The organism is Mesobacillus subterraneus (assembly GCF_020524355.2).
Lineage (GTDB): Bacteria > Bacillota > Bacilli > Bacillales > Cytobacillaceae > Mesobacillus > Mesobacillus subterraneus_C.
Genome location: NZ_CP129019.1, coordinates 2,111,392 through 2,137,081, shown reverse-complemented (window position 1 = coordinate 2,137,081; position 25,690 = coordinate 2,111,392). Strand labels below are relative to the sequence as shown.

The following is a 25,690-nucleotide window of genomic DNA, read 5'->3' as shown; positions in this document are numbered from 1 at the left end:
GAAGGTGCTCCTATTAACTCCAGCTAATTTTTGTTATATTGATACTATAAGTTAAGGGGGAGAACCATGCCAACCTACAATAAATTAGTACGCGATCGGATTCCAGAGGTAATAGGAAACACAGGAAAGAAATTCTCAACAAGGATATTAAATGAAACTGATTACATAATTGAACTAAAGAAAAAAGCATATGAGGAATTAGATGAATACGTCAACACTGATAACAACAAAGATGCTGTTGAAGAACTTGCAGATTTATTAGAACTTATCCATGCTCTTTCTGAGTATCATGCTTCTTCTATTGATAAAGTAGAAGAAGTTCGTAAGCTGAAAGCAGAAAAACGTGGTGGTTTTAAGGAGAAGATTTACTTAATTGAGGTTGAAGATGAGTAGGATTGAGTTAATTACAAATGACTTGGGTAGTCATTTGCTTCGTCAAATTGAAAAAGCGTCAACTATTTGTATTCTGACTTCTTTTGTGATGAAATCTGGTGTTGCTTTTTTAAAGGATGCCTTGGCAAGTGCGGCTAAAGCTGGTGCGGATATTAAGGTTTGTACGGGAGATTATCTTCATATCACTCAGCCTGAAGGTCTTGCTGAATTATTAGCTATTGATGATAATATTGAAGTTCGTCTTTGGAAGAGTAATGGTGTTTCTTTTCATCCCAAAGCTTATTTGTTTAAGTCTGAAACTGAGGATTGCTTATTTATTGGTTCTTCAAATCTATCAAAATCGGCACTACATAATGGGGTTGAATGGAACCTATCAGTAACTAATGATAAGACAGTATTCAATGAAGCGCTTGATGAGTTTTTAAATGTGTTTTATGCTGACCAAACGATCCGATTAAATAATGAAACGTTGAAGGATTATAGGAGAACTTATGAGCGGTTTCATAACGACAATCCTAATGTGGCGAGAGTATGGTCTGAGACGGAAGAACTGGATCTGATGTTACCTACTCCAAAAGAGGTCGCTGAACAGCCCGAAGTCATCCATGATCCACCGCTTAGTGGGTCTTATGGTGATATTCAGCCTCGCTTTGCTCAAGTCGAAGCACTTGATGAGCTTGAGAAAACTAGAGAAGAAGAATACCAGAAGGCTCTCGTGGTGATGGCAACTGGTTTGGGAAAAACTTATCTTGCTGGTTTTTTTTCAAAGAATTTTAAAAAGGTCTTATTTATAGCGCATAGAGAAGAGATTCTTCATCAGGCAAGGAAGTCTTTCAGCAACATTATGCCAGAAAAAAAGTATGGAATTTATAACGGGAAGTACAAGGATATCGGTGCAGATGTTATTTTTGCATCTATTTATACTTTAAGCATGAAGGTCCATATAGAGCGGTTTAGTCCGGATGATTTTGATTTGGTCATAGTGGATGAATTTCACCATGCTGCAGCAGAATCTTATAAAAGAGTTTTGGATTATTTTAAACCGGAGTTTTTACTTGGTATAACAGCCACTCCTGATCGTAATGACAATAAAGATGTCTATGCGATTTGCGATGGAATTGTCGCATACCGACTTGATTTCCTTGATGCGATAAATCGGGAATGGCTTGCTCCGTTTAAATACTTTGGTGTGTATGATGATACAGATTACAGTCAGATTAGCTGGCTGGGCACACGTTACGATGAGGAAGAACTTCTCCAAATTCAATTAAGAGAAGAAATGGCTTTGAATATTCTTGAAGCCTGGAAAGATAAAAAGCAGACAAGAACGGTGGGTTTTTGTTCTTCCATTCGGCAGGCCAATTTCCTATCCAGCTTTTTTACTAAACATGGCTTTAAAACAGTTAGTCTTCATTCTCAACAAAAGGAAGTGGGACGGGCTGATGCCATTAAGATGCTTGAAGCAGGAGAATTGGATATCATCTTTACCGTTGATCTTTTCAATGAGGGTGTAGATATTCCTCCTGTAGATACACTTCTATTTGCCAGACCGACAGAGTCTTTGACTGTTTTCACGCAACAGATCGGACGTGGACTTCGTTTAGCTCCTGGTAAAGATCATTGCGTGATCATTGATCTAATAGGGAACTACGAAATGCGGATGTTAAGTTGAGTTTGTTTGATACAGCAAGGAACGAAGGGGAATCAAAAAAAATTGAACCAAGAATTCCTACGAATTGTGAATTGAACTTGGATTTGCAGGTAATTAATCTCCTTAAGGAATTGGCAAGAAAGCGATCTCCACGAAAGGAAAAACTGCAAAATGATTATTTTGAACTTAAGAATGATCTTGGCAGGAGACCGACCTATCTTGAATTGCATCTTAAAGGACACTCTGAGTCTCCGCATTATAAGCAAGAGTTTGAGTCCTATGTAGGTTTCTTGAGCTGGGCAAATGAATTAAGTGAACGTGAAGAGGTCATTTTTGAGCGTTATGAGAATTGGCTGAAAGAAGTCGAGAGGACCAGCATGTCGAAAAGTTATAAGATGATACTGCTGCTGGCAATGCTTAACCGAGGAATTGGAGATTGGAACAAGCCGATTACAGCTAGGGAAGTAGCTCCATTTTTTCATCAGTATTTGACTGAGACAGAATATCGCAGAAAAATAGATTTCTCGGATAATTCCTCTAAAAAGCTTTGGAATTACAACGAGAAGGTCATCAGTAAGCTTGTTGAAACGATGCCCATGACTATGTGGAATCGAGGAGCAGATGGGTTAACTAACTTTTCCAATGGAGAGTTTATGATCAATTTCGATGTTGGTGAAGAAGATCAAGAGATTCTTTATAAATGGACCATGGAAATAGCAGAATATCGTTTGCATGCACATTTTGAGAGAAGAGCTAAAAACAGTACTCGTTAATATATTGAGTGCTGTTTTTTCATTTTTAGAACCCTCATCGTCTTAAAATTTCTTCATGTATTCATCCATTTATAGTACAATTTTACATATAGTAGAAAAAGATAAGGTGATAAACTTGGAAGTTATAGAAAAAGAACTGATCGTTAACTCCGATGGGGGAAATTTATTAAAAGAGTTAGTCGAGTCGATCCAGGAATGCGAACGGTTTTATTTTAGCGTGGCTTTTATTAATTTCAGTGGTCTGCAGTTATTGCTAGACCCGATAAAAGAAGCGGAGTCAAAAGGCATTACAGGCAGAATCATTACGTCAACTTATTTAAATTTCACTGACGCTAAGGCAATGGAGCGTTTAAATGATTTTTCCAATATTGAGTTGAAAGTCTTTGTTACTGATAGGGAGGTTGGCTTTCATACAAAAGCCTATATTTTTGAGTACAAGGATCACTTTAAAGTTATTATAGGGTCATCGAATATAACACAAAGTGCATTGAAAAGTAATATTGAATGGAATGTCAAAATCATTTCCAAAGAGGATGCACATTTTATTAAAAATGTCATTAAGGAATACAATAATCTTTGGGACTTAAGTGTGGATGCAGATCAAGAATTCATTCAGCGTTATGAAGAGTTCTTAAAGTCTTTTAAAAGGTCTAGTCCTAGCCAAACTGTCATTTATGAGGACAGAAAATATATTGTTCCTAACAGGATGCAGAGGAGAGCTACGGAGAACCTAGAACGTCTGCGTAGTTATGGTGAGAATAAGGCGCTTGTCATTGCTGCAACAGGTACAGGCAAGACATATATGTCAGCCTTTGACGTAAAAAGCTTTAGCCCTAAGAAATTGTTATTTGTCGTCCATCGGGAAGAAATTCTTATAAAGGCGAAGGAAACATTCGAACTGCTTCTTCCTAACGATGGCTTTACTTTTGGTCTTTTAACAGGAAATCACAAACAGAAACATACTGATTATGTGTTTACAACGATCCAAACGATCTCTAAGTGTTATCAGGAGTTCGATCCAGAGGAATTTGATTACCTTATAATTGATGAGGCTCATCATGCTGCTAGCCCAACATATCAGACTATTCTTAGCTATTTTAGTCCTAAGTTTACTTTAGGCATGACGGCAACTCCTGAGAGAAGTGACAGCCGGAATATCTTTGATATTTTTGATAATAATGTCGCGTTAGAAGTGCGATTACACGAAGCACTTGAGGATGATCTTGTTATTCCATTTCACTATTTTGGGATCACCGATATAGATAGTGTTGACCTTAGTGATGTGGATATCGATGATATTGCAGAAATCACGAAAAGATTGAAAGTGAACGAGAGAGTAGACTTTATCATTGAAAAGATGGAGTTCTATGGACATGATGGCGAAAAGAGAAAAGGACTGGGGTTTTGTGCGAGTATCGAGCACGCGATGTATATGGCAAGTGAATTCAATAAAAGAGGCTATAAAAGTGTTATCTTACATGGGGGAGACTCCTCGGATAAAAGAAAACACTATATGAACAAATTAGAAGATGATCAAGATGATTTAGAATTTATTTTCAGCGTAGATATCTTTAATGAAGGGGTAGATATTCCTTCTGTAAATAGCGTTCTAATGCTGAGGCCAACAAATTCTCCTATCGTTTTTATACAGCAGCTAGGACGAGGGCTTAGAAAATATCCAAATAAAAGCTTTTTAACTGTCCTGGATTTTATAGGGAACCATAGTAAAACCTTTCTCATTGCCTTAGCTCTTAATGGTAGCAGGTATTACGATAAGGAAAGCTTGAAGGTTGCAATCGCCACGGGCTTTGCCAATATACCTGGCGCCACACATATACAAATGGACAAAATCTCGCAAGAACGAATTTTAGAACAAATTGACCGAGAAAATTTCAATTCTATGCGCTATCTTAAGGAAGAGTATAATGAGTTTAAGAAACTGAACACTGGTAAGGTTCCATTCCTACTTGTTGATTTTCTTAAATTTGACGGTGCACCTGATCCGGTTAAATTTATCAATAAAGAAAAAACTTATCTGCAGTTTGTGGCTAAGGTAGAAAAAGATGATCATTTAAAAAAGCTGCTACTTAATGAGGAATTTGAAGGGTCACTGAAGGAGTTATCAAGTAAGCTGCCCATTAAACGAATCCATGACTTTGTCATCCTTAAGTATTTAATGCATCATGATTCAATCAGTGTCGATGAAGCAAGAGATCAAATCCTAAAATTCGTTAAGGATGTAGATGATGATACTATTCTACATGCCTTTGAATTCCTGAATCAAGATTACTATGATTCAGGGCAGTTAAAGTCCAAGCCGAAGCTCGTGCATAAAATGGAGGGGCAACTAATTAAGACGGTCGTTTTTTCAAAATTACTGCAGAATGAGCATTACTATAAGTATATTGAAGATGTGATATCATATGGCATTTTCAGATATGAAAAGGAATTCCATAGTGGTTACTTTGGCGTTCCTCATTTTAAGCTATATGAACAGTATCAAATGGTAGATGCAGCGTTACTTTCAAACTATCGAAAGATTCATAGCTCATTTAGAGGTTCTGGACTATTAGTTAATGGGAAAGAATTCTTTCTGTTCGTGGACCTTCATAAAGAAGCGGATGTAAAAGAGAGTATTAATTACAAGGATAAGTTTATTAACCAACGAATGTTCCAGTGGCAGTCAGTCAATAATACCACCCAGGAGTCCAACAGAGGGCAGGATATCATATTCAACCAAAGACGGGGAGTAAATCTGCACTTATTCATTAGAAAGTACCGTGAGATTGATGGAAAAACAGAGCCTTATATTTATATTGGAAAAGGAAATTCGGTTTATTTTGAAGGGAATAAGCCGATTACAGTTCAGATGGAGTTAGAGCACGAAATACCAGCCAGTTTATATACAGAGTTCACCAAAAAAGTATAGTCTTCTCATTTTGAGAAGACTATTTTTTCGTGTATCAATTGGTCAACTGCGGCAAGATCAGCTGGAGCCCATATAAGGGATGATAGATTTTCACGCTTTAACCAAATAAGCTTGGAATGCTCATGGGCAGTTGGTGTACCAGAAATGATGCTACACTTAATTGAAATCAAGTTAACAATAAATGTCTCATATTCATGCGTATGATCGTTAAAAATTTCTGAGTTTATTTCAATACTACACTCCAACTCTTCTTCAATTTCTCTTTGAAGTGCCGAGCAAATATCCTCTCCGTTCTCAACCTTGCCACCAGGAAACTCCCACATGTTTGGGATGGACATTTTAGGTGATCTTAGTGCACATAAAATCTCATTTTGTTCGTTCTCGATAATTGCAGCGACTACTTTTACTACCTTTTTCATGTGTTCCTCCAAGAAGTAATATCATTCCTGCTTATCATATCATTAAGAAAACTAATTATCTATTTGCTGCCTGCTGACATGCTGACGTTTGAGGACACCTTTTTTCACAAGATTCACCAATGCACCTTCATTTTTGTATTTGAAGTAAACGGTCAGTCGGTTTAGATCTTTTACGGTCAGTGTGCTAGGATCGCAAGCTAATTGGTAGGTGTGTCCTAACTTTTGAATTAATGAAAGGGCATAATCTTGCTGTTTATCATTCAGGCGAACCTCGTCTTCCTCATTACCTTGATCAAGAATTGAGGCTTTTATATTTTCACTGTATGTACCGCTTTTAATCCACTCTAAGTCTTCGTTTGTCAGCTTAAACCATTCACCATCTATTTGTTTTTCTGCAAAATGCTTATGAAATGCTGCTTTGGTTTGATGATGATTACCAGATTTAATAAAGTAGAGTAATTCATTCTTGATTGGTAATTTGATGTGATACACATTCATTCTTTTCGTAATGTTTTTCGTTTTGCCGATGTTAAATGTTCCTGTTAAATGTTCTTGTACGAAGTATACATAGCCTGGAGCTTTGCCTTCTGGAAAAGGTTTTTTCATCAAATGATCCAGTTCTGCTCGGTTTGCTTGGTACAGTTCGAATTTGGGAGTAGATTGATTCAATTGAGTGACTTCTTCTCTTTTAAATAAACGATCTAATATCTTCTTAATCATGTATTCACTTCCTGACTATGAAATCTATAGTCCTATTATTTAACCTTTTACTGGAAAATTCAATGCTTTTGCCGATATTTATATAAATATAGACCTGACATACAAACTGCGCTTTGTAGTTTTTGTAAAATTTTAGAATAAACTCGAAAAAACGTGTATAATGAAGAAAAATCCCTGAATTTGGAGAATGAGTATGGCGATTACTATTCCTGAAACGATTCGTAGCTCTGCAACGGCTGGTGAAAGATTATTATTCCGAACAATGAAGACACATCTTCCTGATGACTATATTGTGTATTACGAACCTGAGATTCAAGGAAGAAGACCAGATTTTGTGATCATTGGCCCGGATTTGGGTCTCGTACTTTTGGAAGTCAAGGACTATACAAACAATACATTGCTCCAGTTGAATCACGAGGAATGGCATATAGTTAATACTAAGGGTGAACAAACAATAGTGAAAAGCCCAATCAAGCATGCCAGGGAAAATGTCTTTCATTTAGTCGATGTCCTCAAGAAAGATAAAAGCTTGGTTCAGCTTGATGGCAAGTATAAGTTCAATCTCAAATTTCCATATGGTTACGGGGTTGTTTTTACAAGGCTGCAATCAAAAGATTTTATTCAAAATGATTTGTATTCAATTATTGATCCTAACCTCTGTTTAACAAGGGATGAAATCGATCCGGATAAGGAAGCGTTTTCAGAAGAAGTACTGATGGAAAAAATTTTGAATATGTTTGTTGTGCCATACAGGCTTAGAGAGTCTTTATCCAGTGAAGATATTAACGCTATACGCTATCATTTATTTCCTGAAGTACGGATCAGTGCAGAGTTTAAAGCACCTGTACCGTACCAGGATCAACTCCTGCTGTCCTTGCATGACATAAAAACCATGGATCTGCATCAGGAAAACTTGGCAAAGCAATTAGGGGATAAAAATAGGTTAATTCGTGGAGTGGCCGGCAGCGGAAAAACGATTATTTTAGCTAGCAGAGCAAAAATGCTTTCAAAGCAGAACCCAGACTGGAAGATTTTGATTTTATGCTATAACATTTCGCTTGCTAATGCGATACAGCAGATGATTACTCATATGATGAATGAGCCAGAAGATTTGTTTGATTTTGATTTTACAAATGACATAGCAGAACGTCCATTACATACTCACAATATTGTTGTTAGGAACTTTCACTCCTGGCTTAAGAATGATCTGAAAATTAATGAGCAGCAAATTCCGCTGATGATAGAGAAGATTGAAAATAACGAGGCGATCTTTCCGAGCTATGATGCTGTGCTAATTGATGAGGTCCAGGATTTCGAAGCCGATTGGCTTCGCTTGGTAAGTGCCTTGATTAACGCCGAGACACAGTCACTGTTATTAGTTGAAGATCGCGCACAAACCATTTATAAAAGAAAGCGCTCTTACGTCCAAGATACAGGACTGAGCTTCCAGGGGCGATCCAAAGTGTTATCGATTAACTACAGAAATACATGTCAAATAGTGAAATTTGCATGGGATTTTTACCGTGGTCATTCAGTGTTCAGAGATAAGGTCGTGAACCGTGACTTAGAAGGAGACATCATCGCACCGCAAAGCACGAAAAGAAAGGGTCCTGAACCTGGCATTATTAAAGCAGCCAACTTTTTTGAGGAAATAAGGCTGATTGCACGGCAAATGAAGAAGCTGCATGAGTCAAAAAACGTTTCTTACGATGAAATGTTGGTTCTTTACCGAGTGAAAAAGACACATAAAGTTCCCGTAATCGACATCATAAAAAAAAGAATTGATGAAAGCCAGTATTCCTTTCTACTGGATTACTGAAAACGATGCATCAAAACGATCATTTGAAAAAGAAGATGGGAAAGTAAAGATTAGCACCATTGATAGCAGTAAAGGCCTTGATTTTCGAGCTGTCTTTATCGTAAATACAGATTCCATGCCATTCCCGCTTGAAGAAGATAAAGAACGGGGAAGTATCGCTTCTTTATATAGGGATGACAAGAGCTAAGGAATATCTATGCTTGTCTTATTCCGGAGAATCTGAGTTCACCAAGTATCTTGATCAAGTAAAAGAGCAAATCAGTAAGAAGAACAGTACACTAAAGAAAATTAATTGAGTTTAAAATTTAAGTTATAAGACTTTATTTACACATTGAACTTCAGAAATAAAACATCCTGAATGGATTCTCTAACCAACAAGCATGCGGTAGTCTTGAAATAGATTATGAAGCTGCTACGATAATAGGCTTACCTAAGGCAGACTAATGGGTCTGCCTTTTACATTATAACCATGAACAAAGCACCTATGCCAAAAATTGTACCACTCAATGTCAATGAGTTTAACACCCGTGCCAGTTATCGTGCTACACAACGCCAGGAATTTTACCACTCAATGCCAAAGACTTTACCAAACTGACAATACTGTGATGCTGCCATTCTTGCCTGTTGACCTTCAAATTATATTTTGTAATTTCGGGTAGTTCAATTCATCAGAAACTAGAAACTTCTATCAATCTGTCACTTTTAAAATCCCTAAATGGTATAATTTAACTTACATAAATGATGAATTGAGGGAAAAAATTATGGCTGCTTTTACTCAGGAGAAATTTGACGCCAACAGAAAGCTGAAGTTAGTGGCGTTTTTTCAATAGGATCAATTTAATTGAGGTTGAGGATTCGTACTAGACTTGTTTAACAAGGAGTAAAAATGATGGATAAAAAGAGATTAAAGATTATTTTTGATACATTATTGCAATCTTCAGTGGATGGATTAACAAAGGAACAAAAGATCAAGTATATGAAAAAATGGATAAGAGACCACGAGATGGAAAAAAGCACTACAAAGCAAGCAATTACGCTGCCTGACTTTATCCATATTGAGAGCGCTGAGAAGATCGGTGAATTGGTGCGAAGAAAATTAGCACAAATCATAAGCAACCACTTGCTAAGTCCAGAAAAGGTACGAGCTTTACAAGATGCAAAACACTGCAAAAACTTATTTGATATTAATTATCCGATGCTCAAAAAGGTTAGATATGACCGTCCCTTAATCGATCAAAGAACAGTGAACGGATATTACCGTTATTGGTCAAAGCCAGTAATTATACACAATGAAAAATATCTTGTTTGCAATGATTGGTATGAAAGGAATAGAACCAAGTTTGCAGCTTGGGTTGAGAGTTTGAATTAAGTTTTGAGTCTTAGAAATCTACAAGACTTGTATGAAGTTTTTATAAGGGAGTTTTATGTGAAGCAATTAACTGGAGCCATTTACTTATCGTTCGGCTTTTTGTTTTATATGCTGAACGGGTTTGAAAATTTTCATGCATCTACTATTTATCACTTTGTTGTTTTTGGTTTTATTTTATGGGGGTTGTATATTTGTTTAACGATTCTATGGATTCTAATAGGAAGAAAAACAATAAGTAAGAGTCAAGGTTTTAACAGGTTTTAGTTTTATAGCCCAATGTTTAGTAAGAAATAGAAACATATACCGGCAAAGAAAAAATAAATGTGTAAATTAATCTAAATAGAGGTGTTGATTTTGATTAATCTAGATTATCTTAAATCCATCCTTAACTTGGAAAATACAGAACTTCGATGCAGAAGATCCCTGGATGAGATTTCTCCTATTATGAAAACTTTGTTCGAACGCTTTATCGATAAAATTGACATGAATTTAAATGATGAAATTTATATCAGGAGTTATGATACGACGTTATCTACAACTTATCATGATGCAAGAAATCCCACTTATGCTGAAAAGAAGAAGAGTTCGGATATTGGCCGTAAGTATTTTGTTGGTCTTTTCCGGAAAGTGAATGATAAAGAGCAAAATTTAATCACCTTAGAGTTAAATGGATTCAGCAATGTAATCCTTATACATAATGAAATAAATTTCATTCCTTTCTGGGCGTGGTATAAAAATGAGAAGATACACAGTGTTTTAAACTCGATTCCGGATGACTTTAAAATCCATACAGGTTGGAAGGAGAAGGAAATACTTCCGAAGCAGGAGTTTGTTAAATACATAAAAGATTGCATTAAACCAAGAAGGCGTCCCTGGTTTCAAATTGGGATGAGTATTCCTTTGGAAGGGCAGATTGAGGAACAGGTTTTAATTGATGGTCTGATTAGTGCTTGGGATAAATTAAAGTCTTTGCACGGTTACATAAATGAGGAAATTGAGCTTTCTTCTATCACCTATAATGCTTTGATGGCTCTGGCTGGGACAAGGGATTTAAAAGAGACTAAACTATTGGGCAGAACATACTCTGTTGATCTCTCTTCTATAGAAAATTACAAAACAAATGGAAAGCGCCAGTCTTTCCATATCTATGATGCAGATCAAATGTTGACTAAGGGCTTCATTTATTATTTTGAATTCCATGAAAAGTTCTCTCCTTTCCAGACCATCATGGTTCAAATTGAAGGGCATAATCACATATTCACGAATGCACGGGAAATTTTGGGTGAAGGTGTTAAGCAATGGCAGATATCTAAATCCTTTACTACGCAAAGCCTTGATAATCATCAGGTGATGACTCAGTCAATGAAGTTGTTGAATGAACATGGGATTGAAGCTGGGGGAAATGTCTACAGAGTAGGAAGTTTCAATAATGAAACTCATAGCTTTGTAGAAGGGAACGAGCAAGTTAAGAAGAATTTCATCGATGCAGCATTATTGTTTGCACATGCCAGCCAAAAGTTGGAACTGCCTTCGGAAGAAAATGATGAGGGAGGAAATTTTGAAGATTTCCCATCTGATGTAGTTGAATCTTTAGAGTCGAATTTTCAGTTTGAGGCCATCGTTCAAACAATCTCAAATAGTAGTTTTACTTTTTCTAAAGAAATCATCCGTGACCTTCATTTGAATTTAACTGCCCTTGATGATAAGCATTTTGTTCTTTTAAGCGGCATTTCTGGAACCGGTAAAACTCAATTATGCCGACTGTATACTAATGCTGTCTATGGTCTGGAGTATGAGGATGAAAATCCGTACTTCACGATTATTCCGGTAAGACCTGATTGGACTGATGCCAGTGCTCTATTTGGATACTATAGTTCTTTTGAGAAGCGATATGTAAGAACAGAGTTTCTTAATGTTATCCTAAATGCTTTGAAGGAGCGGGAGAAACCCCATTTTATTTTACTTGATGAAATGAATCTTGCTCGAGTTGAATACTATTTAAGTGATTATCTTAGCGCGGTTGAGTCTAGAAAAGAAATACCATTGCATCAAGATGACCATATAGAAGAAATCCCTAAAAAGCTATTAATTCCGCCAAATGTTTATCTGCTAGGCACGATTAATGTCGATGAAACCACTCATTCAATTTCTGATAAGGTGCTTGATCGTGCATTTGTCATGACCTTGTCTGATGTTGACTTTGATTCATACTGGAATCGAGCGGACCAGGATATCAAGGAAGTGCTCGGTCGAGAGTTTGCCATGCTAAAGGAATTGCATCAGATGTTATTAACGTATGAACTTCATTTTGGTTATCGAACAATGGGAGAAATGATGCGCAAACTATTTGTTAATCATCAGTTGTCTGAGGAACATCAAATGGAGCCTTTAAAAGCTTTGGATCGTGTTATTTCTGAAAAGGTTTTAACGAAGGTTCGTGGTGATGAAAGGATTGCTGAAATGTTAAGAAAGATGGAAGTTTGGCTTAAGGAAAACCTTGAGGCTGATTCCATCTCTCTAAAACATGTCAAAAGGATGCAAGAGGAGTTGGAGTATTATGGAGCCACTCAGTTCTGGAGATAACTACCTTGAAATATTGGATGTTAACCAAGGATGGATTCATATTACCGATGCGTATTTAACAGAAGCCGCTGAGTATAAACTCCGTTATAGAGGAGATAGCATCGATGTCACTATCCAGGATGTACCTTTGCCATTTTACAGACAAGAGCATGTTTTCTATGCAACTATGCTTACTCCGTTTCAAAGCGGGAGCTTAAGAATTTCAGTTAATGGCCAGGAGTTTGAGTCTTATATTTACCCTGATCAACGTAAGCTAACTGAAGAACAATATACTTTAATGATTGAAGACATATTGGAGGAAGCGAATATTTGTTTCCAATTATCTGGTTTGGAAACACAGGTTAACACTTACGGGAAGAGTCGAGAGCTATCTTGGACGCAATGGAGTTATATTGAGCGGAACTTTCAGCAGCTACGGCAAATTTTTTCGAAGATAGAAAGCAAGCCAATCAGAAAATTAACGAAACAGACTACTACCATGAAAAGAGAGAAAGTTCAGAGAGCTGAACAGACGACTTTATCTTGGTTGGACAGAAAAGGGCACGGTCGAGATATTCCTACGCATGTTGAAACGGCAACAACATACGAAACGATAAACCTATATGAGAATCAGGTCTTAAAGCAGCAAGTAATAGATTTATTCAGGCTGCTAAGGAACTATGAAGAAGCAGAAATTGAATCTGTATCAATGAAAGCCAAAAGATATATATCGATTCTTCGATACTGGATGAGTAGCCCGTTTTTAACAGAAATTGTCGAGAATAAAGGTCCATACAACATAACCCAGACCTTTAGGAAGCATCCTGTTTATCGATTATGGTATGAATGGTTTGATAAGCTTTATAAGCATAAGAGGGAAGGGATAGGATTGTCTTATCCCATCGCGTTGAAGGACACCTTTTTCTTGTATGAAATGTGGTGTTATATGTATGTTATTAAGATATTGAGAGAGTCCAATTTAATTAAAGACACCAGCAATCTTTTTAAGACAACAAGAGATGGATTGTTCTTAAACTTAGCTGAAAACAAACAGAGTTCTGTACACTTGTTAAACGGCATGATTCTATACTTTCAGCGATCCTATCAATATAATTCAACGACCTTCCATACATATACGCAGAGAATGATTCCGGATATCGTAATAGAAGGTGAGAATCGCATTATTGTGTTCGATCCGAAGTACAGGGTACCTGGTAACATAGGAACCGCATTAGGGGAAATGCACAAATACCGAGATGGAATTATACATCGAGAGTCTGGGGAAAAGGCAGTCAAAGAAGTATACATTTTGACTCCTACATCAGATGAGCAAGCGGATTCGATGAGGTATTTTGATGTTGAGATTCGGGAGAAGTTCAGGATGGGTGCTGTTAAGATGTTGCCAGGTAGTCAGAATAGTGAACTAAAGCACTTAGTATTAACAAGCTTGGACTACCTTACGAGTTAGGAAGGAAGGATATTATATGTCTTTTTCGATAGAAAGCATTGCACAATTGGATCACTCGAAGGAGTTTGCCCAGCTTGACCAAAAGTTCCATCAGTTTAATCCATTAAAGGTTTTACGTGTCGATCAATTTGAAATTAGGCACTCAAATGTTCTTGCTTGGTTATTAGACCCGAGCGAGAATCATCAGTTAGGAAACTTTTTTATTAAGAAAGTAATCTCTCGTTTGGTGACAAGGCAGGAAAATGAAGATAAATTAGCTGAAATCGACCTTCTAACATATATGCATGCTTCTTTCTCGGATATTGAAGTTTATCGCGAGGTAAAGACACATACCAATCGATATATTGATATTGTTGTTGTAGTTCCCGCTCAAAAGATGGTTCTGGTTATTGAAAATAAATTTCATGCTTCAGAAGCTCTGGGACAGCTTGATGATTATCTAGAATATGCAAAAAGAGTTTATAAGGATTTTAAGGTTATTCCGATTTTCTTAACCCTTAGGAGCGATGCACCGACTCATCCTGAATACTGGGTACTCGACTATAATGACCTAATGGATATCATTCTTTTACATATTGAGTTAAATCGTGAAATTATGTCAGAAAGTATTTTCGAGTTCTTGATACATTATACTGCAATTCTGAAAGAAGAACTTGTACAAGATGAGGAAGCGATTCAACTTGCACTAGATGTATATCAAACAAATAAGGCTGCAGTGGACTTTCTATATCTAAGTCAACATGATGAGTTCCGGAAACAACCAAGATATCGTGATATTTATTATTGGATTGACGGGTTGTCATTAGTACAACAAAATGCCTTAAAGAGGATCTATGCTAAAAAAAAGCAAACGATAGACTATATCTTTAAAATTGGAAGTAGTGTCCTTCATGAAGCATTTTTATCATTTGTTCAGATCGAGGATCTCCCTTTAGAGGTTTATAAAGCACATGCTCAGGTTCCAAATTTTATTTTGCCTGAATGGCAAGATTATACCGAGACCATAGGTGAACCGGAACAGGGATACTGGAGAGGTCACGGCTTAATCATTTGGTTCGAGAGGACATGGAATGAAAGATTGAAAATTTCCATCGAGGTTGGTCCTGTCCCTTATGAGAACCGTTTAAAGCTGCTTAATGCACTGGAATTTCAAGGTATTTCTATTCGTCCTACTGCCAAATTAGAGGGCAAAAAATACACCAAAATATATACTGAGACTTTAAGTATAATTGATTGGGCAAACAAGCAAGAAGTTGTTACTGGCATGGAAACTTTATATCATGATGAGGGTCTTAAGAATACTCTCAGGAAAATCGCAAAAGCGGTAGAGATGATTGAAAACAAGCTGGAACAAGAGGTACTAGAAGAGCGGAAGATTAGCGAGAGAACATCTGAACAATTCCCTCAAAATCCTTTCGTGAAATTTGCTCAAATTCAGAGAATTGATTCGTCACTTTATCGAGTCGGCAACAAGAATGCCTCTTTTTTAATGAGCGAGTTCAGAGAATTAGAGAAAACATTCGGGGTTACTCGAGAAAAATGGTGGTGGCATGACAGTACTTTTACCTACTGGTTTGAGCGATTAAGAGATGATCGATTAAAATTGACTCTGGAATTAGGTCCACTTCAAGTTGATCAAAGACTCAAACTGATTAATCAGTTTGAAAAATCTGGAATTGCTTTTTCTGATCAATCAAAATTGCCAACTTCTAGATATACTCGATTGTTCTCGAAATCAGTGTTTATAGAGGATTGGAACGATGAGGAAGAGTTGTACCGAAAGATGGTTAGGTTGTTTGAAGAAGATAAAAATCAGGAACTCATAGGAATAATTAAATCTATGTAAAAGTTAGAAAGCATGTCAGTGGAGGTATACTTTTGGGACGATATGAGTCCATCTGCTCTTTCTTGTTCCCTTTGTTAAATAGAGTAGGAGATGGAGACCAAATAGTTCTATCATTTAATCAATATTATGTAGGTGGTGACTTTATTGGATAAAGTTGAAGTATTAAATCTAGTGTCCAAGTTCCTGACTTTTTATAAAATGGCAAATAAGCCTGATATTGATAATGAAAATAGATGGGCTCTTTGGAAGGAGCATTATAACTTTGCGGCGGTGCCTCCTGGAGACGTGGGAAAAGAGATGGCGAGAAATTTGCTGGACACTGCCTGGGAAGTTTATCCTGAATATTTAACTTTTATTGAGTCATGGAAACCAAATGAGGTAAAAGTAAGGGAGTACCTGACAAAAGTGAAAACATTGCTTGGTTATAATGAGCCAATTGATTTAGTAATTGTTTATTTCGTTGGGGGATTTGAAAATAATCCTTTTGTTGCTCCCTATGACCAAAAGCGTATGGCGCTTTGTCTACCGGTTGAGAACGGGGATTCTGATATTTTCCTTGCACATGAACTGACACATATAGTGCATACACAAACTGCTAATCTTACAGGTGAGTGGGAACGAACAATAGCATCTACTATTTTGCAGGAAGGGTTAGCGACTCAGGTAAGTAAATCTTTAGTTCCAGGGCATCCAGATGAACAATATATTGAGCGTGAAAAAGGTTGGCTGCAATCATGTAAAGAAAACAGAGCAGAAATCATTTCTGGGATACTCCCCTTTTTAGATGATGCTTCATCAGAAGCCGTAACAAGGTTTACCTTCGGAAATGGAACGGCGAACCACGAGAGAGAAGCATACTATGCGGGTTGGGAGTTGGTCAATTTCGTTTTAGCACAAGGAGTCTCTTTTAAGGAAATGGCCAGTGTTCAAGAAAAGGATATTCCTGCTTATTTGCGTGATATTTTTCCGGAAATATTGAAGTAGGGCCTAATCTTAAGGGGATGAATTAGCGGATTTCAGTTAAGCAATCTGCTGCCTGGAAAATCAGGAGGTGCAACAATGACCAATTTAAAAGGAAAACGTGCAATCGTAACAGGCGCAAGTCGTTCAAAGGGAATAGGGGCTGCGATTTGCCGCTCGCTTGCGAACGCTGGGGCAGATGTATTTTTTACACATTGGTCTCCGTTTGATGAGATGAGTGGTAATGGGGTGGACCAGGATTTCCCTACTATGTTATGTGAGGAGTTAAGAACTATTGGAGTGAATGCTGCTCACATGGAGGTAGACTTGAGTGGAAGTGATTCATCCAGTCTTATTATGGACATGGTTGAAGAAACATTGGGGACACCTTGTATATTAGTGAACAATGCTACGTTTGAATCGCCAGCGAATTTTCGGGCTTTGAATAGAGAGATTCTGGACATGCACTACAAAGTGAATAACAGTGGGACACTCATGCTGTCTATGGAATTTGCGAAAAGGTATGAAAAGTCATTTCCAGAAGGGAAGAATGGGCGAATCATCAATATGGTTTCTAAAGGTCCAGATCCTAACAATTTGGCCTATATAGCCACTAAAGGTATGATGATTGCCATCACCGAACCTTTATCAGTTGGATTGGCGCCCATCGGTATCACCGTGAATTCCGTCGATCCTGGTCCGACTGATTCTGGTTGGATCAATGATGAATTGAGAGAACAGCTGCTGCCATTATTTCCATCTGGTCGAATTGGTGTGCCTGAAGACGCTGCACGGTTAATCACGTTCTTAGCCAGCGATGATTCTGGCTGGATTACCGGGCAAACGATAAAGTCTGAGGGTGGATTTTTGGGTAAGTAAATTGATCCATGCAATTTTGTGAGATTGTTAGCCTGATTATCAGTGAGAAAGAATATGCGATGTATATACTCAATTATGATCACAAAAACAAAACTGTAACAAATCCAAACGTCCAAAAGTTAAAACTGTTATAATGGAAAAACAATGCAAGATTTTTTTGAATGAATGCGCATTTTGAAATATTTAAAAACCACAGATCACCTGACGCTTATGTACAGGTGATTTTTTTTTTAGAGATAAGAAAGCATAAATTTCACTTCGAGAAATGTCCAGCTCCAGCGCCTAGCCCCTCGAGTCGCTTCGGTCCGCTCAGGTGAAGTCAAAGAACGACTTCACCGGTCGGCCCTCCAGCGCTTGTCGGGGCTAACCAAGGCGCTTGCGCTTTTCTTACTCGAACACATCAACTTTTTTCAAGTCTAATCCCCTCTGTTTTTTCTTCTGAAAAAGTCCCTATTCCCATAATGTTACTTTTGTATCGAAGAGTATCTCAGTCATCCAGGCAGGTTAGACAGGTGTTGTACAAGTCCTGAGTTCTATTCGAAATTCGTAGAAATATGTTGTTGTAAATGGATTTTATTCAAATAAAAAAAATATTTGTTGAATGTTCAGTAGAAAACATTATACAAACGTTAGATAAGTATGTATAATGTTTGTATAACGTTTGTATAATGTTGGTGGAGGATTGATGATATTGACTAAGAAGAAAAAGGTCGCAGTGATTGGTGCAGGTCCGGGTGGGTTAGCTGTTTCTATGCTACTTTCTGCACAAGGCTATGAGGTGAATGTGTATGAAAAGCAGCCAGTCATCGGTGGCAGGACGTCAAAACTCACGCTAGGTGATTACACCTTTGATTTAGGTCCTACATTCTTTATGATGCCTTCCATCCTTGAGGAATTGTTTCAGATGAGTGGACGTCGCTTGCAGGATTATCTGGAACTGCAAGAAATGGATCCTTTATATACATTGAAATTTGGAGACTTGACCTTTTCTCCTTCTAGAGACAAGGAAAAGATGAAAGCAGAAATGGAAGAAAAGTTTCCAGGCAGCTTCTCTGGTTATGAGAAATTCATGAAGGTTGAAGGGGAGAAGTTTGACCGCGTCACCCCATTACTTCAGCAGCCCTTTACGAAACTGACGGATTTTATGACAAGAAACATGGTTAAAGCGTTACCTAAATTAAATGCGCTTGATACAGTGTATAACCGTTTGTCTACATATTTTAAAGACGAACGTCTTAAATGGGCCTTTTCATTCCAGGCCAAATATTTGGGAATGTCCCCGTGGGAATGTCCAGGCACCTTTACGATCCTTTCTTATCTTGAGCATCGGCACGGACTTTTCCACCCGATTGGTGGAGTCAATCAGCTGTGTAAGGCAATGGCTGCGGTGATCGAAGAAAATGGAGGGAAAATCCATACAGAAACCGGTGTAGAAAGAGTGCTGGTTGAAAGAGGAAAAGCGGTGGGAGTCAGGTTAGAAAATGGAGAGACCGTGACTAGCGATGACGTGATCATCAATGCCGATTTCGGTCATGCAGTGACGAACCTTTTTGATCAATCAGATCTGAAGAAATATAAAAAGGAAAATCTAGAAAAAAAGAAGCTTTCTTGTTCAACATTTATGCTGTACCTGGGTGTGAACAAACCAATAAATCTTCCGCATCATATGGTTATTTTTGCCGATGATTATAAGAAAAATGTGGAAGAAATGACGAAGACAATGAAATTATCGGATAATCCGTCGATTTATGTTCATAATCCATCTAAAATTGATCCAACCTTGGCTCCAAAAGGGAAATCCTCTCTTTACGTATTAATGCCCGTTCCGAATTTAACGGCTGAAATTGATTGGAACGTTGAAAAAGAGAGGATAAGGGAGCAAATGCTAACCATCTTGGAGCAAGAGCCAGGGTTAGAAAACCTTCGTTCACATATTGAAGTTGAAAAAGTAATCTCTCCTCTTGAATGGCAAAACGATGTGTATGTATACAAGGGAGCGACGTTTAATTTGGCCCACAGTCTCGATCAAATGATGTACTTCCGACCCCATAATCAATTTGAAGATGTAGATCACTGTTTTTTAGTTGGAGGAGGGACCCACCCAGGCAGCGGCCTTCCGACCATTTTTGAATCAGCTCGAATTAGCGCAAACCTGGTAAACAAGCAATATGGAAAGAAAGAAGTCTACTTCACACAAGATGATGGGCTGCTAAAAGAGGAGATGCCATTATGGAAATAGGAATTGTAGGAGCAGGAGTGGGTGGACTTGTAACGGCACTTTTGCTTGCTAAACAAGGAAACTCTGTCACCATCTTTGAAAAGGAAGCTAACTTAGGAGGTAGACTAACGTCTCAAGGAAATGAAAGGTATCGCATCGATCAAGGGCCAACCATTGTCCTTTTGCCAAATTTATTGAAGGAAATCCTTCAGGAGGCTGGGATACCAGAAGAAGAATTGGAGCTCATTCCGTGTGACCCCCTTTACGATATTCATTTTAATGACGGAACGACTTATACCAAGTATAGGGATCTGCCTACCCAGCTGGTCGAAATAGAGCGACTGTTCCCAGGGGAGTCTGATCAATTCCTTCGTTATCTCTCTGACATGTCTCGTGTCTATCGACTAGGAATGAAAGCCTTTCTAAGCAGGTCCTTTAAAAGAAAACGAGATTTTCTTACCTTTGAGAATATGAAGCTATTAGTCGATTCAAAGGCTTATAAAGATTTGAAAAGCTTCAATGCTTCCTACTTTTCACATTCAAAGCTTCAAGACGCATATTCCTTACAATCTCTATACATTGGCGGTTCTCCGTTAGAGGTACCAGGACTTTACGGGTTAGTCTCCTATAGTGAGCATGCTTTTGGAATCTGGTATTTAAAGGGCGGTTATTACAGTCTAATACCCGTGTTAGAGAGAGCTTGTCAACGAATGGGCATCAAGATTCATGTCGAAGCAAAGGTTGAAACCCTTGAAATTGAACAGAATGTGTGTAAAGGGCTTGTTGCGAACAATGAGGATTACCGATTTGACGCAGTCGTTTTCAATGGTGATTTCCCCAACTTGTATCCAATGATCAATACGCGTGAACGGAAGAAAAGCTATAAGCCTTCATCAGGTTGTGTTCTCGTTTATCTAGGAGTGGAGAAACGGTTTCAGGCGATGAAAGCTCATCAATTTTACTTGCCTGAGCACTTTGAAAAGAATATGAATCAAGTATTTAAAACAAAACAGCTGCCTGATGATCCTTCCTTTTATATCTTTAATCCTGTAGCCTTAGATGACAAGGCAGCACCTCCAGGAGAAAGTGTCCTTTACATGCTCATTCCGGTACCCTCTGGCGATGACATTGATTGGGAAACAGAAGCACCTGCTCTTGTTGAAAAGGTATTGGCAAAGGCGGAAAAGAAACATCTCGACGGGTTAAGAGAATCAATCAGGTGGATGGAGATCCGTACGCCAAAGGATGCGATAAACGATGGTCTATTTCAAGGCGGAAGCTTTGGAATTGCGCCGACTCTATTTCAGTCAGGTGGATTCAGACCCCAAGTATCTCCATACAACATTGAACGACTGTATAGTGTGGGAGCCTCTGTTCACCCAGGAGGCGGGGTTCCAATTGTGCTGCAAGGAGCACGTATTTTAAGCGAATTAATTAAAAAGGAGCTGGTAACATGATCCATTCTAACCTGATACTAGAGTGTGAAAAAATGATGAAGAAAGGCTCTGCTAGTTTTTATGAGGCTTTTCGTTTTCTGCCTTCCCCAAGAAAAGAAGCCGTTTTTGTCATTTACGCCTTTTGCAGACTAATAGATGACTCAGTTGATGAACCTGAAAATTCACCTTTTACACTCGAAGAACTAGAAGATCGATTCCAGCATCTTGAAGAAGCAGAGGGACATTTTATTTGGCCTTCTCTAAGGTGGCTGTTTGACAACTTCCCTATTGATAAAGAGCCATTCTTGAAGCAAATATCAGGTCAACGAATGGACTTATCGTTAACACATTATCAATCAATGGATCAGCTGGAAGTATACTGTGAAAAAGTAGCCGGTTCTGTTGGCGAAATGCTTCTGCCCGTACTTCATGATTCGCCTACCCCGGATGTACAGAAGGCTGGAATTGAGCTCGGGAAAGCCATGCAGATTGTCAACATCATTAGGGATGTAGGAGAGGATTTAAACAGAGGACGCCGATATATTCCGGAAGAATGGATGGCTCACTATCAATACACCCATACTGACTTTGAAGAGATGACGGTCGATTTTAGGTTTAAGAAAATGATCAATGGCCTGATGGACCTTGCGTGGGATTGGTTTGACAAAGGATTGGCAGACATAGAATCCTACCCAACTAATAGTGCGTTTTCAGTTAAGCTGGCATCCAACTATTATGCCGCCATTATGGAAGCGGTCAAAAATAATGAATATCAAGTTTATACAAAACGAGCCGTCGTGAGTGATAAAAAGAAAAAAGCAATCTATTTAACGACTTTGAAAAGTACTTTAGAGGATGTTGACCAATCGATTGAAGCTTAATTATTGAACATCTTGGACTAGGAATGATGCTCTTATACAAGGTGCCACCTGCATTTAGACGGCCCTATGGTTTCAGGCAGTTCTACTCATCCAGGCGGGGAATCATCATTGTGTCCCTATTAGGTCAGCTCGTACAAATGCCATATTCAATTTTTATGAGAAGGAGGGAGATCATTGAATCAACGTAATGATGTGAACAAGAGAAAAGCAGATCATATTCAAATTTGCCTTAATGACGATGTGAGAGGCAGTGGAATGACAACTGGTTTCGAGAAATTTTCCTTTATCCACCAAGCTCTTCCTGAGGTCGATTTTTCAGAAATTAACGTGGATACCTCTTTTCTTGAAAAGAAAGTGGCTACTCCATTTCTGATTAGCTCGATGACCGGAGGAACCGAAAAGGCGATGACCATTAACCAAAACCTCGCCATCGCAGCAGAAGAAAAAGGGTGGTCATTTGGCGTAGGATCAGGAAGAGCTGCAGTCGAGGATCCAGAAAGAGCCTATACTTTTCAAGTAAGAAAGTACGCACCAAGTATTCCGATTATTGCGAATGTGGGGGCTGTGCAGCTTAATTATGGCTTCGGTGTTGAGGAATGCAAAAAAATAGTAGATCTAGTGGAAGCTGATGCCTTAGTTCTTCATTTAAACAGCCTGCAGGAATTAATTCAGCCTGAAGGAAATGCAAACTTCCGTGGGTTATTTCAAAAAATTGAAGAGCTATGTAAATCATTCCCCCTTCCGATCGGTGTGAAAGAGGTAGGCTGGGGAATTAATAGTCAATTGGCTCAAAGTTTATTTGATGTCGGTATTTCCTTTATTGATGTGGCTGGTGCAGGAGGAACGAACTGGAGTCAAGTCGAAAAATTCCGCTCCACTGATCCATTAAAACGAGCAGTAGCTGAAGCGATTAGCGGCTTAGGCATTCCAACGTCGGAGTGTCTTCTTGATATAAAACAAAATGAAGGAACCGGAACGCTCATTGCTAGCGGCGGGCTGAACAATGGGGTAGAGGCAGCAAAGGCTATTGCGCTAGGTGCCGATCTTGCTGGCTTTGGTCGATCGATTCTTGCAGAAGCCGTAACCTCGGAAAAGGCGTTAATCGACCGTTTTACTCAAACAGAGTACGAATTAAAGGCTGCGATGTTTAGCATTGGAGCTGCTAGCTTAAACGATTTGAAGAACACTTCATCCATTAAGCGGGTGGGCTACTAGTTTTAAAAGACATCTTTCGAGAAGTTTGATGGTGTGTATCGCAGAAGTGAGATGTCCTGTGCAACGAAAGGGATGGTTTATACAAGTAATAGATCCTTTCCTATGCTCTAAAGAAAGGTATGTTAACCATGAAGATAGAAAAACCTATGTATTTCATTCAGCAAGTTTCTGAAATAACAGGTTTGTCCAAGCTCGTCATCCGAAAATGGGAGGAACGGTATCAAATTGTCAATCCCAAACGACTTGACAATGGATACAGAGTCTATACAGAAGCTGATGTAAACAAAATTCTTTCAGTAAAAGGTTTAATCGACCAGGGGTACTCGGTGAAGCAGGCTGCCTTTTTCATTGAGAAGATTGAACCGGAGCCGGAATCAGAACCGGAATCAACACCGGAAACTCCATATGGACAAACGACGTCTCCATCTCAAAACATCAATGAATATGTCCTTGAACTATTAAAGGAAGGCACAAGTTGTCACGAAGCTGGCATGAACTATATATTTCAGCAGGCTTATCATGAGAAAGGACTAGAGAATTTTATCCATTCCGTCGCCCTTCCTTTTTTACTTGAGATCGGAAACCGATGGGAATCAGGAGAATGGGAGGAGTATCAGGAAGCCAAAGCGAGTATGGCGTTGAGAGATTTTCTGATTGAGCTTCGCAGGAATTTTATTGTTCGAAAAGAAGCACCAACACTAATAGGGGCATGTCTCCCGCACGAAAAGCATGAAATTCCGGTCATGCTCATTCTTTTGAAGGCTATGATAAAGGGATGGAACACAGTGTTAATCGGAGCATCGCCAGCCCGTGGCTCAATTGAAAACACCGTCCAAAAGCTCCTTCCAGATCGTGTCATTCTATCAGCAACTACCACAACCCCATTCGAACAGGATCTTAATGCCCTGCTCAAATTAGACCAATTTGCAGGAACCTGCAAGAAAACTAAATTTTACCTAGGAGGACCTGGGGCAGTGGAATATATGTCAAACATTGAGATAAAGCTAGAGTTCATTACACTTTCCCGTTCTTTGAATGATATGTTAGAACTAAGATGAATTTTTGGGATGATAATTCATATAATCTATCAAAAAAATGGAAGGAGTGCTGCCATGATCATTTTTGCTTCCTGGGTAAAAGCAGTGATGGATGGAGTATAAATGTGTTTCATTAAAGTTAAAATGGTAAAAAAGTGAGGTTTCACGTATGTTCACTGTTATGGTTGCAAAATTACTTCGTCTCCTGCCTAATCAAGCAAAAAAATCACCTATGATTCCCTTTCAGCAAGTGGAAATGAAAAAAGATGTGGAAGTTGAGACATCTGTAAAATCTACTAAAGTTTCCTTGTACTATCCCTTGAAAGCAAGACATAGAAAGTTACCTGTCTATATTAATTTTCATGGCGGAGCGTTCATCATGCATGAAAAGGAGATGGATGATCCTTATTGCCGGTTCCTGGTCAATCAGGCAGAATGTGTCATTGTGAATGTCGATTATGCGAAAGCACCAGAGTACCCTTTTCCAAAACCGATTGAACAGGGTTATGAAATTCTTCAGTGGATCAATAGAACAGCCCATGAGTTGAATATTGATCCGGAAAAAATGATGGTTGGCGGACAAAGTTCAGGAGCAAATATAGCAGCAGCTCTCTGTCTCTACTTAGAAGAGAAAGGGGAAACCCAGCCGTTGCTTCAAGTCCTGTCCTGCCCGATGCTGGATTTTGCCACCCCGTTTGCTGAAAAACCGGAACCCGATAAGTGGCGTGCCCGATATCCACAAGTCGCCCATTTTTTGAACATGTGCTACATACCGGATAAAGGACAAGCAGAGCATCCGCTCGCTTCCCCAGTTCGTGCTGTGGTCAATGACCGCTTGGCTTCTGCCCTTATTCTCATCGCGGAGTACGATGCATTCAGGCCGGAAGCTGAAAGCTATTCTGAGAAATTAAAAGCATCAGGGGTAAACGTTCAGGAAGAGATATTTATCGATTGTAAGCATGGTTTTACCCATCTAGGACCTAAAGATAAAGCAGAAGAGGCTTGGAAGCTTGTCGCATCGAAAATCAGGGCAACGGCCGAATCCTATGGAAATGGAAGAACTTCCTCCGATATGCCTGAACACTCAAGTTTTTAGACGGGGAAAGTGGCTAACT

The 25,690-nt window shown here is 38.6% G+C and carries 16 protein-coding genes and 2 pseudogenes; 16 read left to right on the top strand and 2 right to left on the bottom strand.

Annotated features, from left to right (window positions below; all coding sequences use genetic code 11):
* Positions 1-66 precede the first annotated feature (66 nt).
* The 3 genes and pseudogenes from LC048_RS10980 (at position 67) to LC048_RS10970 (ending at position 5,746) form a co-directional block, all read left to right on the top strand.
* Positions 67-393, top strand: a complete 327-nt coding sequence (locus tag LC048_RS10980) for a nucleoside triphosphate pyrophosphohydrolase (RefSeq protein WP_226601117.1) — start codon at positions 67-69, stop codon at positions 391-393.
* Positions 386-2,817 (top strand): annotated as a pseudogene (locus tag LC048_RS10975) (DEAD/DEAH box helicase family protein). The gene LC048_RS10980 and the pseudogene LC048_RS10975 overlap by 8 nt, the downstream one beginning before the upstream one ends.
* A gap of 115 nt (positions 2,818-2,932) precedes the next feature.
* Positions 2,933-5,746 (top strand): DEAD/DEAH box helicase, encoded by a 2,814-nt coding sequence (locus LC048_RS10970; protein ID WP_226601116.1) that lies wholly within the window; start codon positions 2,933-2,935, stop codon positions 5,744-5,746.
* Between the two features lie 5 nt (positions 5,747-5,751).
* Here LC048_RS10970 and LC048_RS10965 read toward each other — a convergent pair whose 3' ends face one another.
* Together LC048_RS10965 and LC048_RS10960 are read right to left on the bottom strand one after the other, a co-directional pair.
* On the bottom strand, positions 5,752-6,165 hold the full coding sequence (locus LC048_RS10965; RefSeq protein WP_226601115.1) for a (deoxy)nucleoside triphosphate pyrophosphohydrolase: 414 nt from the start codon (positions 6,163-6,165) through the stop codon (positions 5,752-5,754).
* A 51-nt stretch (positions 6,166-6,216) separates the two neighbouring features.
* A complete protein-coding gene (locus LC048_RS10960; protein WP_226601114.1) occupies positions 6,217-6,885 on the bottom strand; it encodes a GIY-YIG nuclease family protein in 669 nt (222 codons plus the stop codon).
* A gap of 193 nt (positions 6,886-7,078) precedes the next feature.
* On the opposite strand from LC048_RS10960, the pseudogene LC048_RS10955 reads away from it, so the two are divergent.
* The 13 genes and pseudogenes from LC048_RS10955 (at position 7,079) to LC048_RS10895 (ending at position 25,671) form a co-directional block, all read left to right on the top strand.
* A pseudogene (locus tag LC048_RS10955) lies at positions 7,079-9,000 on the top strand (DEAD/DEAH box helicase).
* Positions 9,001-9,590: 590 nt separating this feature from the next.
* Entirely contained in the window at positions 9,591-10,073 is a 483-nt protein-coding gene (locus LC048_RS10950) for a hypothetical protein (RefSeq protein ID WP_306050250.1), read from the top strand.
* A 354-nt stretch (positions 10,074-10,427) separates the two neighbouring features.
* The gene (locus LC048_RS10945) at positions 10,428-12,656 is read left to right on the top strand and encodes an McrB family protein (RefSeq protein ID WP_306050248.1); all 2,229 of its coding nucleotides are present in this window, start codon (positions 10,428-10,430) and stop codon (positions 12,654-12,656) included.
* A complete protein-coding gene (locus LC048_RS10940; protein WP_226601110.1) occupies positions 12,631-14,103 on the top strand; it encodes a DUF2357 domain-containing protein in 1,473 nt (490 codons plus the stop codon). Before LC048_RS10945 ends, LC048_RS10940 begins: the two co-directional genes overlap by 26 nt.
* A gap of 16 nt (positions 14,104-14,119) precedes the next feature.
* Positions 14,120-15,949 (top strand): PDDEXK-like family protein, encoded by a 1,830-nt coding sequence (locus LC048_RS10935; protein ID WP_226601109.1) that lies wholly within the window; start codon positions 14,120-14,122, stop codon positions 15,947-15,949.
* A gap of 144 nt (positions 15,950-16,093) precedes the next feature.
* The gene (locus LC048_RS10930; protein WP_226601108.1) at positions 16,094-16,933 is read left to right on the top strand and encodes a DUF2268 domain-containing putative Zn-dependent protease; all 840 of its coding nucleotides are present in this window, start codon (positions 16,094-16,096) and stop codon (positions 16,931-16,933) included.
* A gap of 75 nt (positions 16,934-17,008) precedes the next feature.
* Positions 17,009-17,788, top strand: a complete 780-nt coding sequence (locus tag LC048_RS10925) for an SDR family oxidoreductase (RefSeq protein WP_226601107.1) — start codon at positions 17,009-17,011, stop codon at positions 17,786-17,788.
* 685 nt (positions 17,789-18,473) lie between these two features.
* Positions 18,474-20,027 carry a phytoene desaturase family protein gene (locus LC048_RS10920; protein ID WP_371932028.1) on the top strand — a complete coding sequence of 518 codons (1,554 nt, stop codon included), beginning with the start codon at positions 18,474-18,476 and terminating at the stop codon, positions 20,025-20,027.
* Complete coding sequence (locus LC048_RS10915) at positions 20,018-21,463, top strand: phytoene desaturase family protein (protein ID WP_306050241.1); 1,446 nt, start codon at positions 20,018-20,020, stop codon at positions 21,461-21,463. The genes LC048_RS10920 and LC048_RS10915 overlap by 10 nt, the downstream gene beginning before the upstream one ends.
* Entirely contained in the window at positions 21,460-22,323 is an 864-nt protein-coding gene (locus tag LC048_RS10910; RefSeq protein WP_226601104.1) for a phytoene/squalene synthase family protein, read from the top strand. The genes LC048_RS10915 and LC048_RS10910 overlap by 4 nt, the downstream gene beginning before the upstream one ends.
* A gap of 174 nt (positions 22,324-22,497) precedes the next feature.
* Positions 22,498-23,538, top strand: coding sequence for a type 2 isopentenyl-diphosphate Delta-isomerase (fni, locus tag LC048_RS10905; RefSeq protein ID WP_226601103.1), 1,041 nt, complete (start codon positions 22,498-22,500; stop codon positions 23,536-23,538).
* A 128-nt stretch (positions 23,539-23,666) separates the two neighbouring features.
* Positions 23,667-24,596, top strand: coding sequence for a MerR family transcriptional regulator (locus tag LC048_RS10900; RefSeq protein WP_226601102.1), 930 nt, complete (start codon positions 23,667-23,669; stop codon positions 24,594-24,596).
* Between the two features lie 148 nt (positions 24,597-24,744).
* Positions 24,745-25,671, top strand: a complete 927-nt coding sequence (locus LC048_RS10895; protein ID WP_306050239.1) for an alpha/beta hydrolase — start codon at positions 24,745-24,747, stop codon at positions 25,669-25,671.
* Positions 25,672-25,690: the final 19 nt, after the last annotated feature.

Excerpts from the sequence above, each read along its gene's own strand:
- LC048_RS10980 (WP_226601117.1), top strand. The coding sequence starts at position 67 with ATGCCAACCTACAATAAATTAGTACGCGATCGGATTCCAGAGGTAATA.
- LC048_RS10965 (WP_226601115.1), bottom strand. The coding sequence starts at position 6,165 with ATGAAAAAGGTAGTAAAAGTAGTCGCTGCAATTATCGAGAACGAACAA.
- LC048_RS10960 (WP_226601114.1), bottom strand. The coding sequence starts at position 6,885 with ATGATTAAGAAGATATTAGATCGTTTATTTAAAAGAGAAGAAGTCACT.
- LC048_RS10950 (WP_306050250.1), top strand. The coding sequence starts at position 9,591 with ATGATGGATAAAAAGAGATTAAAGATTATTTTTGATACATTATTGCAA.
- LC048_RS10940 (WP_226601110.1), top strand. The coding sequence starts at position 12,631 with ATGGAGCCACTCAGTTCTGGAGATAACTACCTTGAAATATTGGATGTT.
- LC048_RS10935 (WP_226601109.1), top strand. The coding sequence starts at position 14,120 with ATGTCTTTTTCGATAGAAAGCATTGCACAATTGGATCACTCGAAGGAG.
- LC048_RS10925 (WP_226601107.1), top strand. The coding sequence starts at position 17,009 with ATGACCAATTTAAAAGGAAAACGTGCAATCGTAACAGGCGCAAGTCGT.
- LC048_RS10920 (WP_371932028.1), top strand. The coding sequence starts at position 18,474 with ATGATATTGACTAAGAAGAAAAAGGTCGCAGTGATTGGTGCAGGTCCG.
- LC048_RS10915 (WP_306050241.1), top strand. The coding sequence starts at position 20,018 with ATGGAAATAGGAATTGTAGGAGCAGGAGTGGGTGGACTTGTAACGGCA.
- LC048_RS10910 (WP_226601104.1), top strand. The coding sequence starts at position 21,460 with ATGATCCATTCTAACCTGATACTAGAGTGTGAAAAAATGATGAAGAAA.
- LC048_RS10900 (WP_226601102.1), top strand. The coding sequence starts at position 23,667 with ATGAAGATAGAAAAACCTATGTATTTCATTCAGCAAGTTTCTGAAATA.
- LC048_RS10895 (WP_306050239.1), top strand. The coding sequence starts at position 24,745 with ATGTTCACTGTTATGGTTGCAAAATTACTTCGTCTCCTGCCTAATCAA.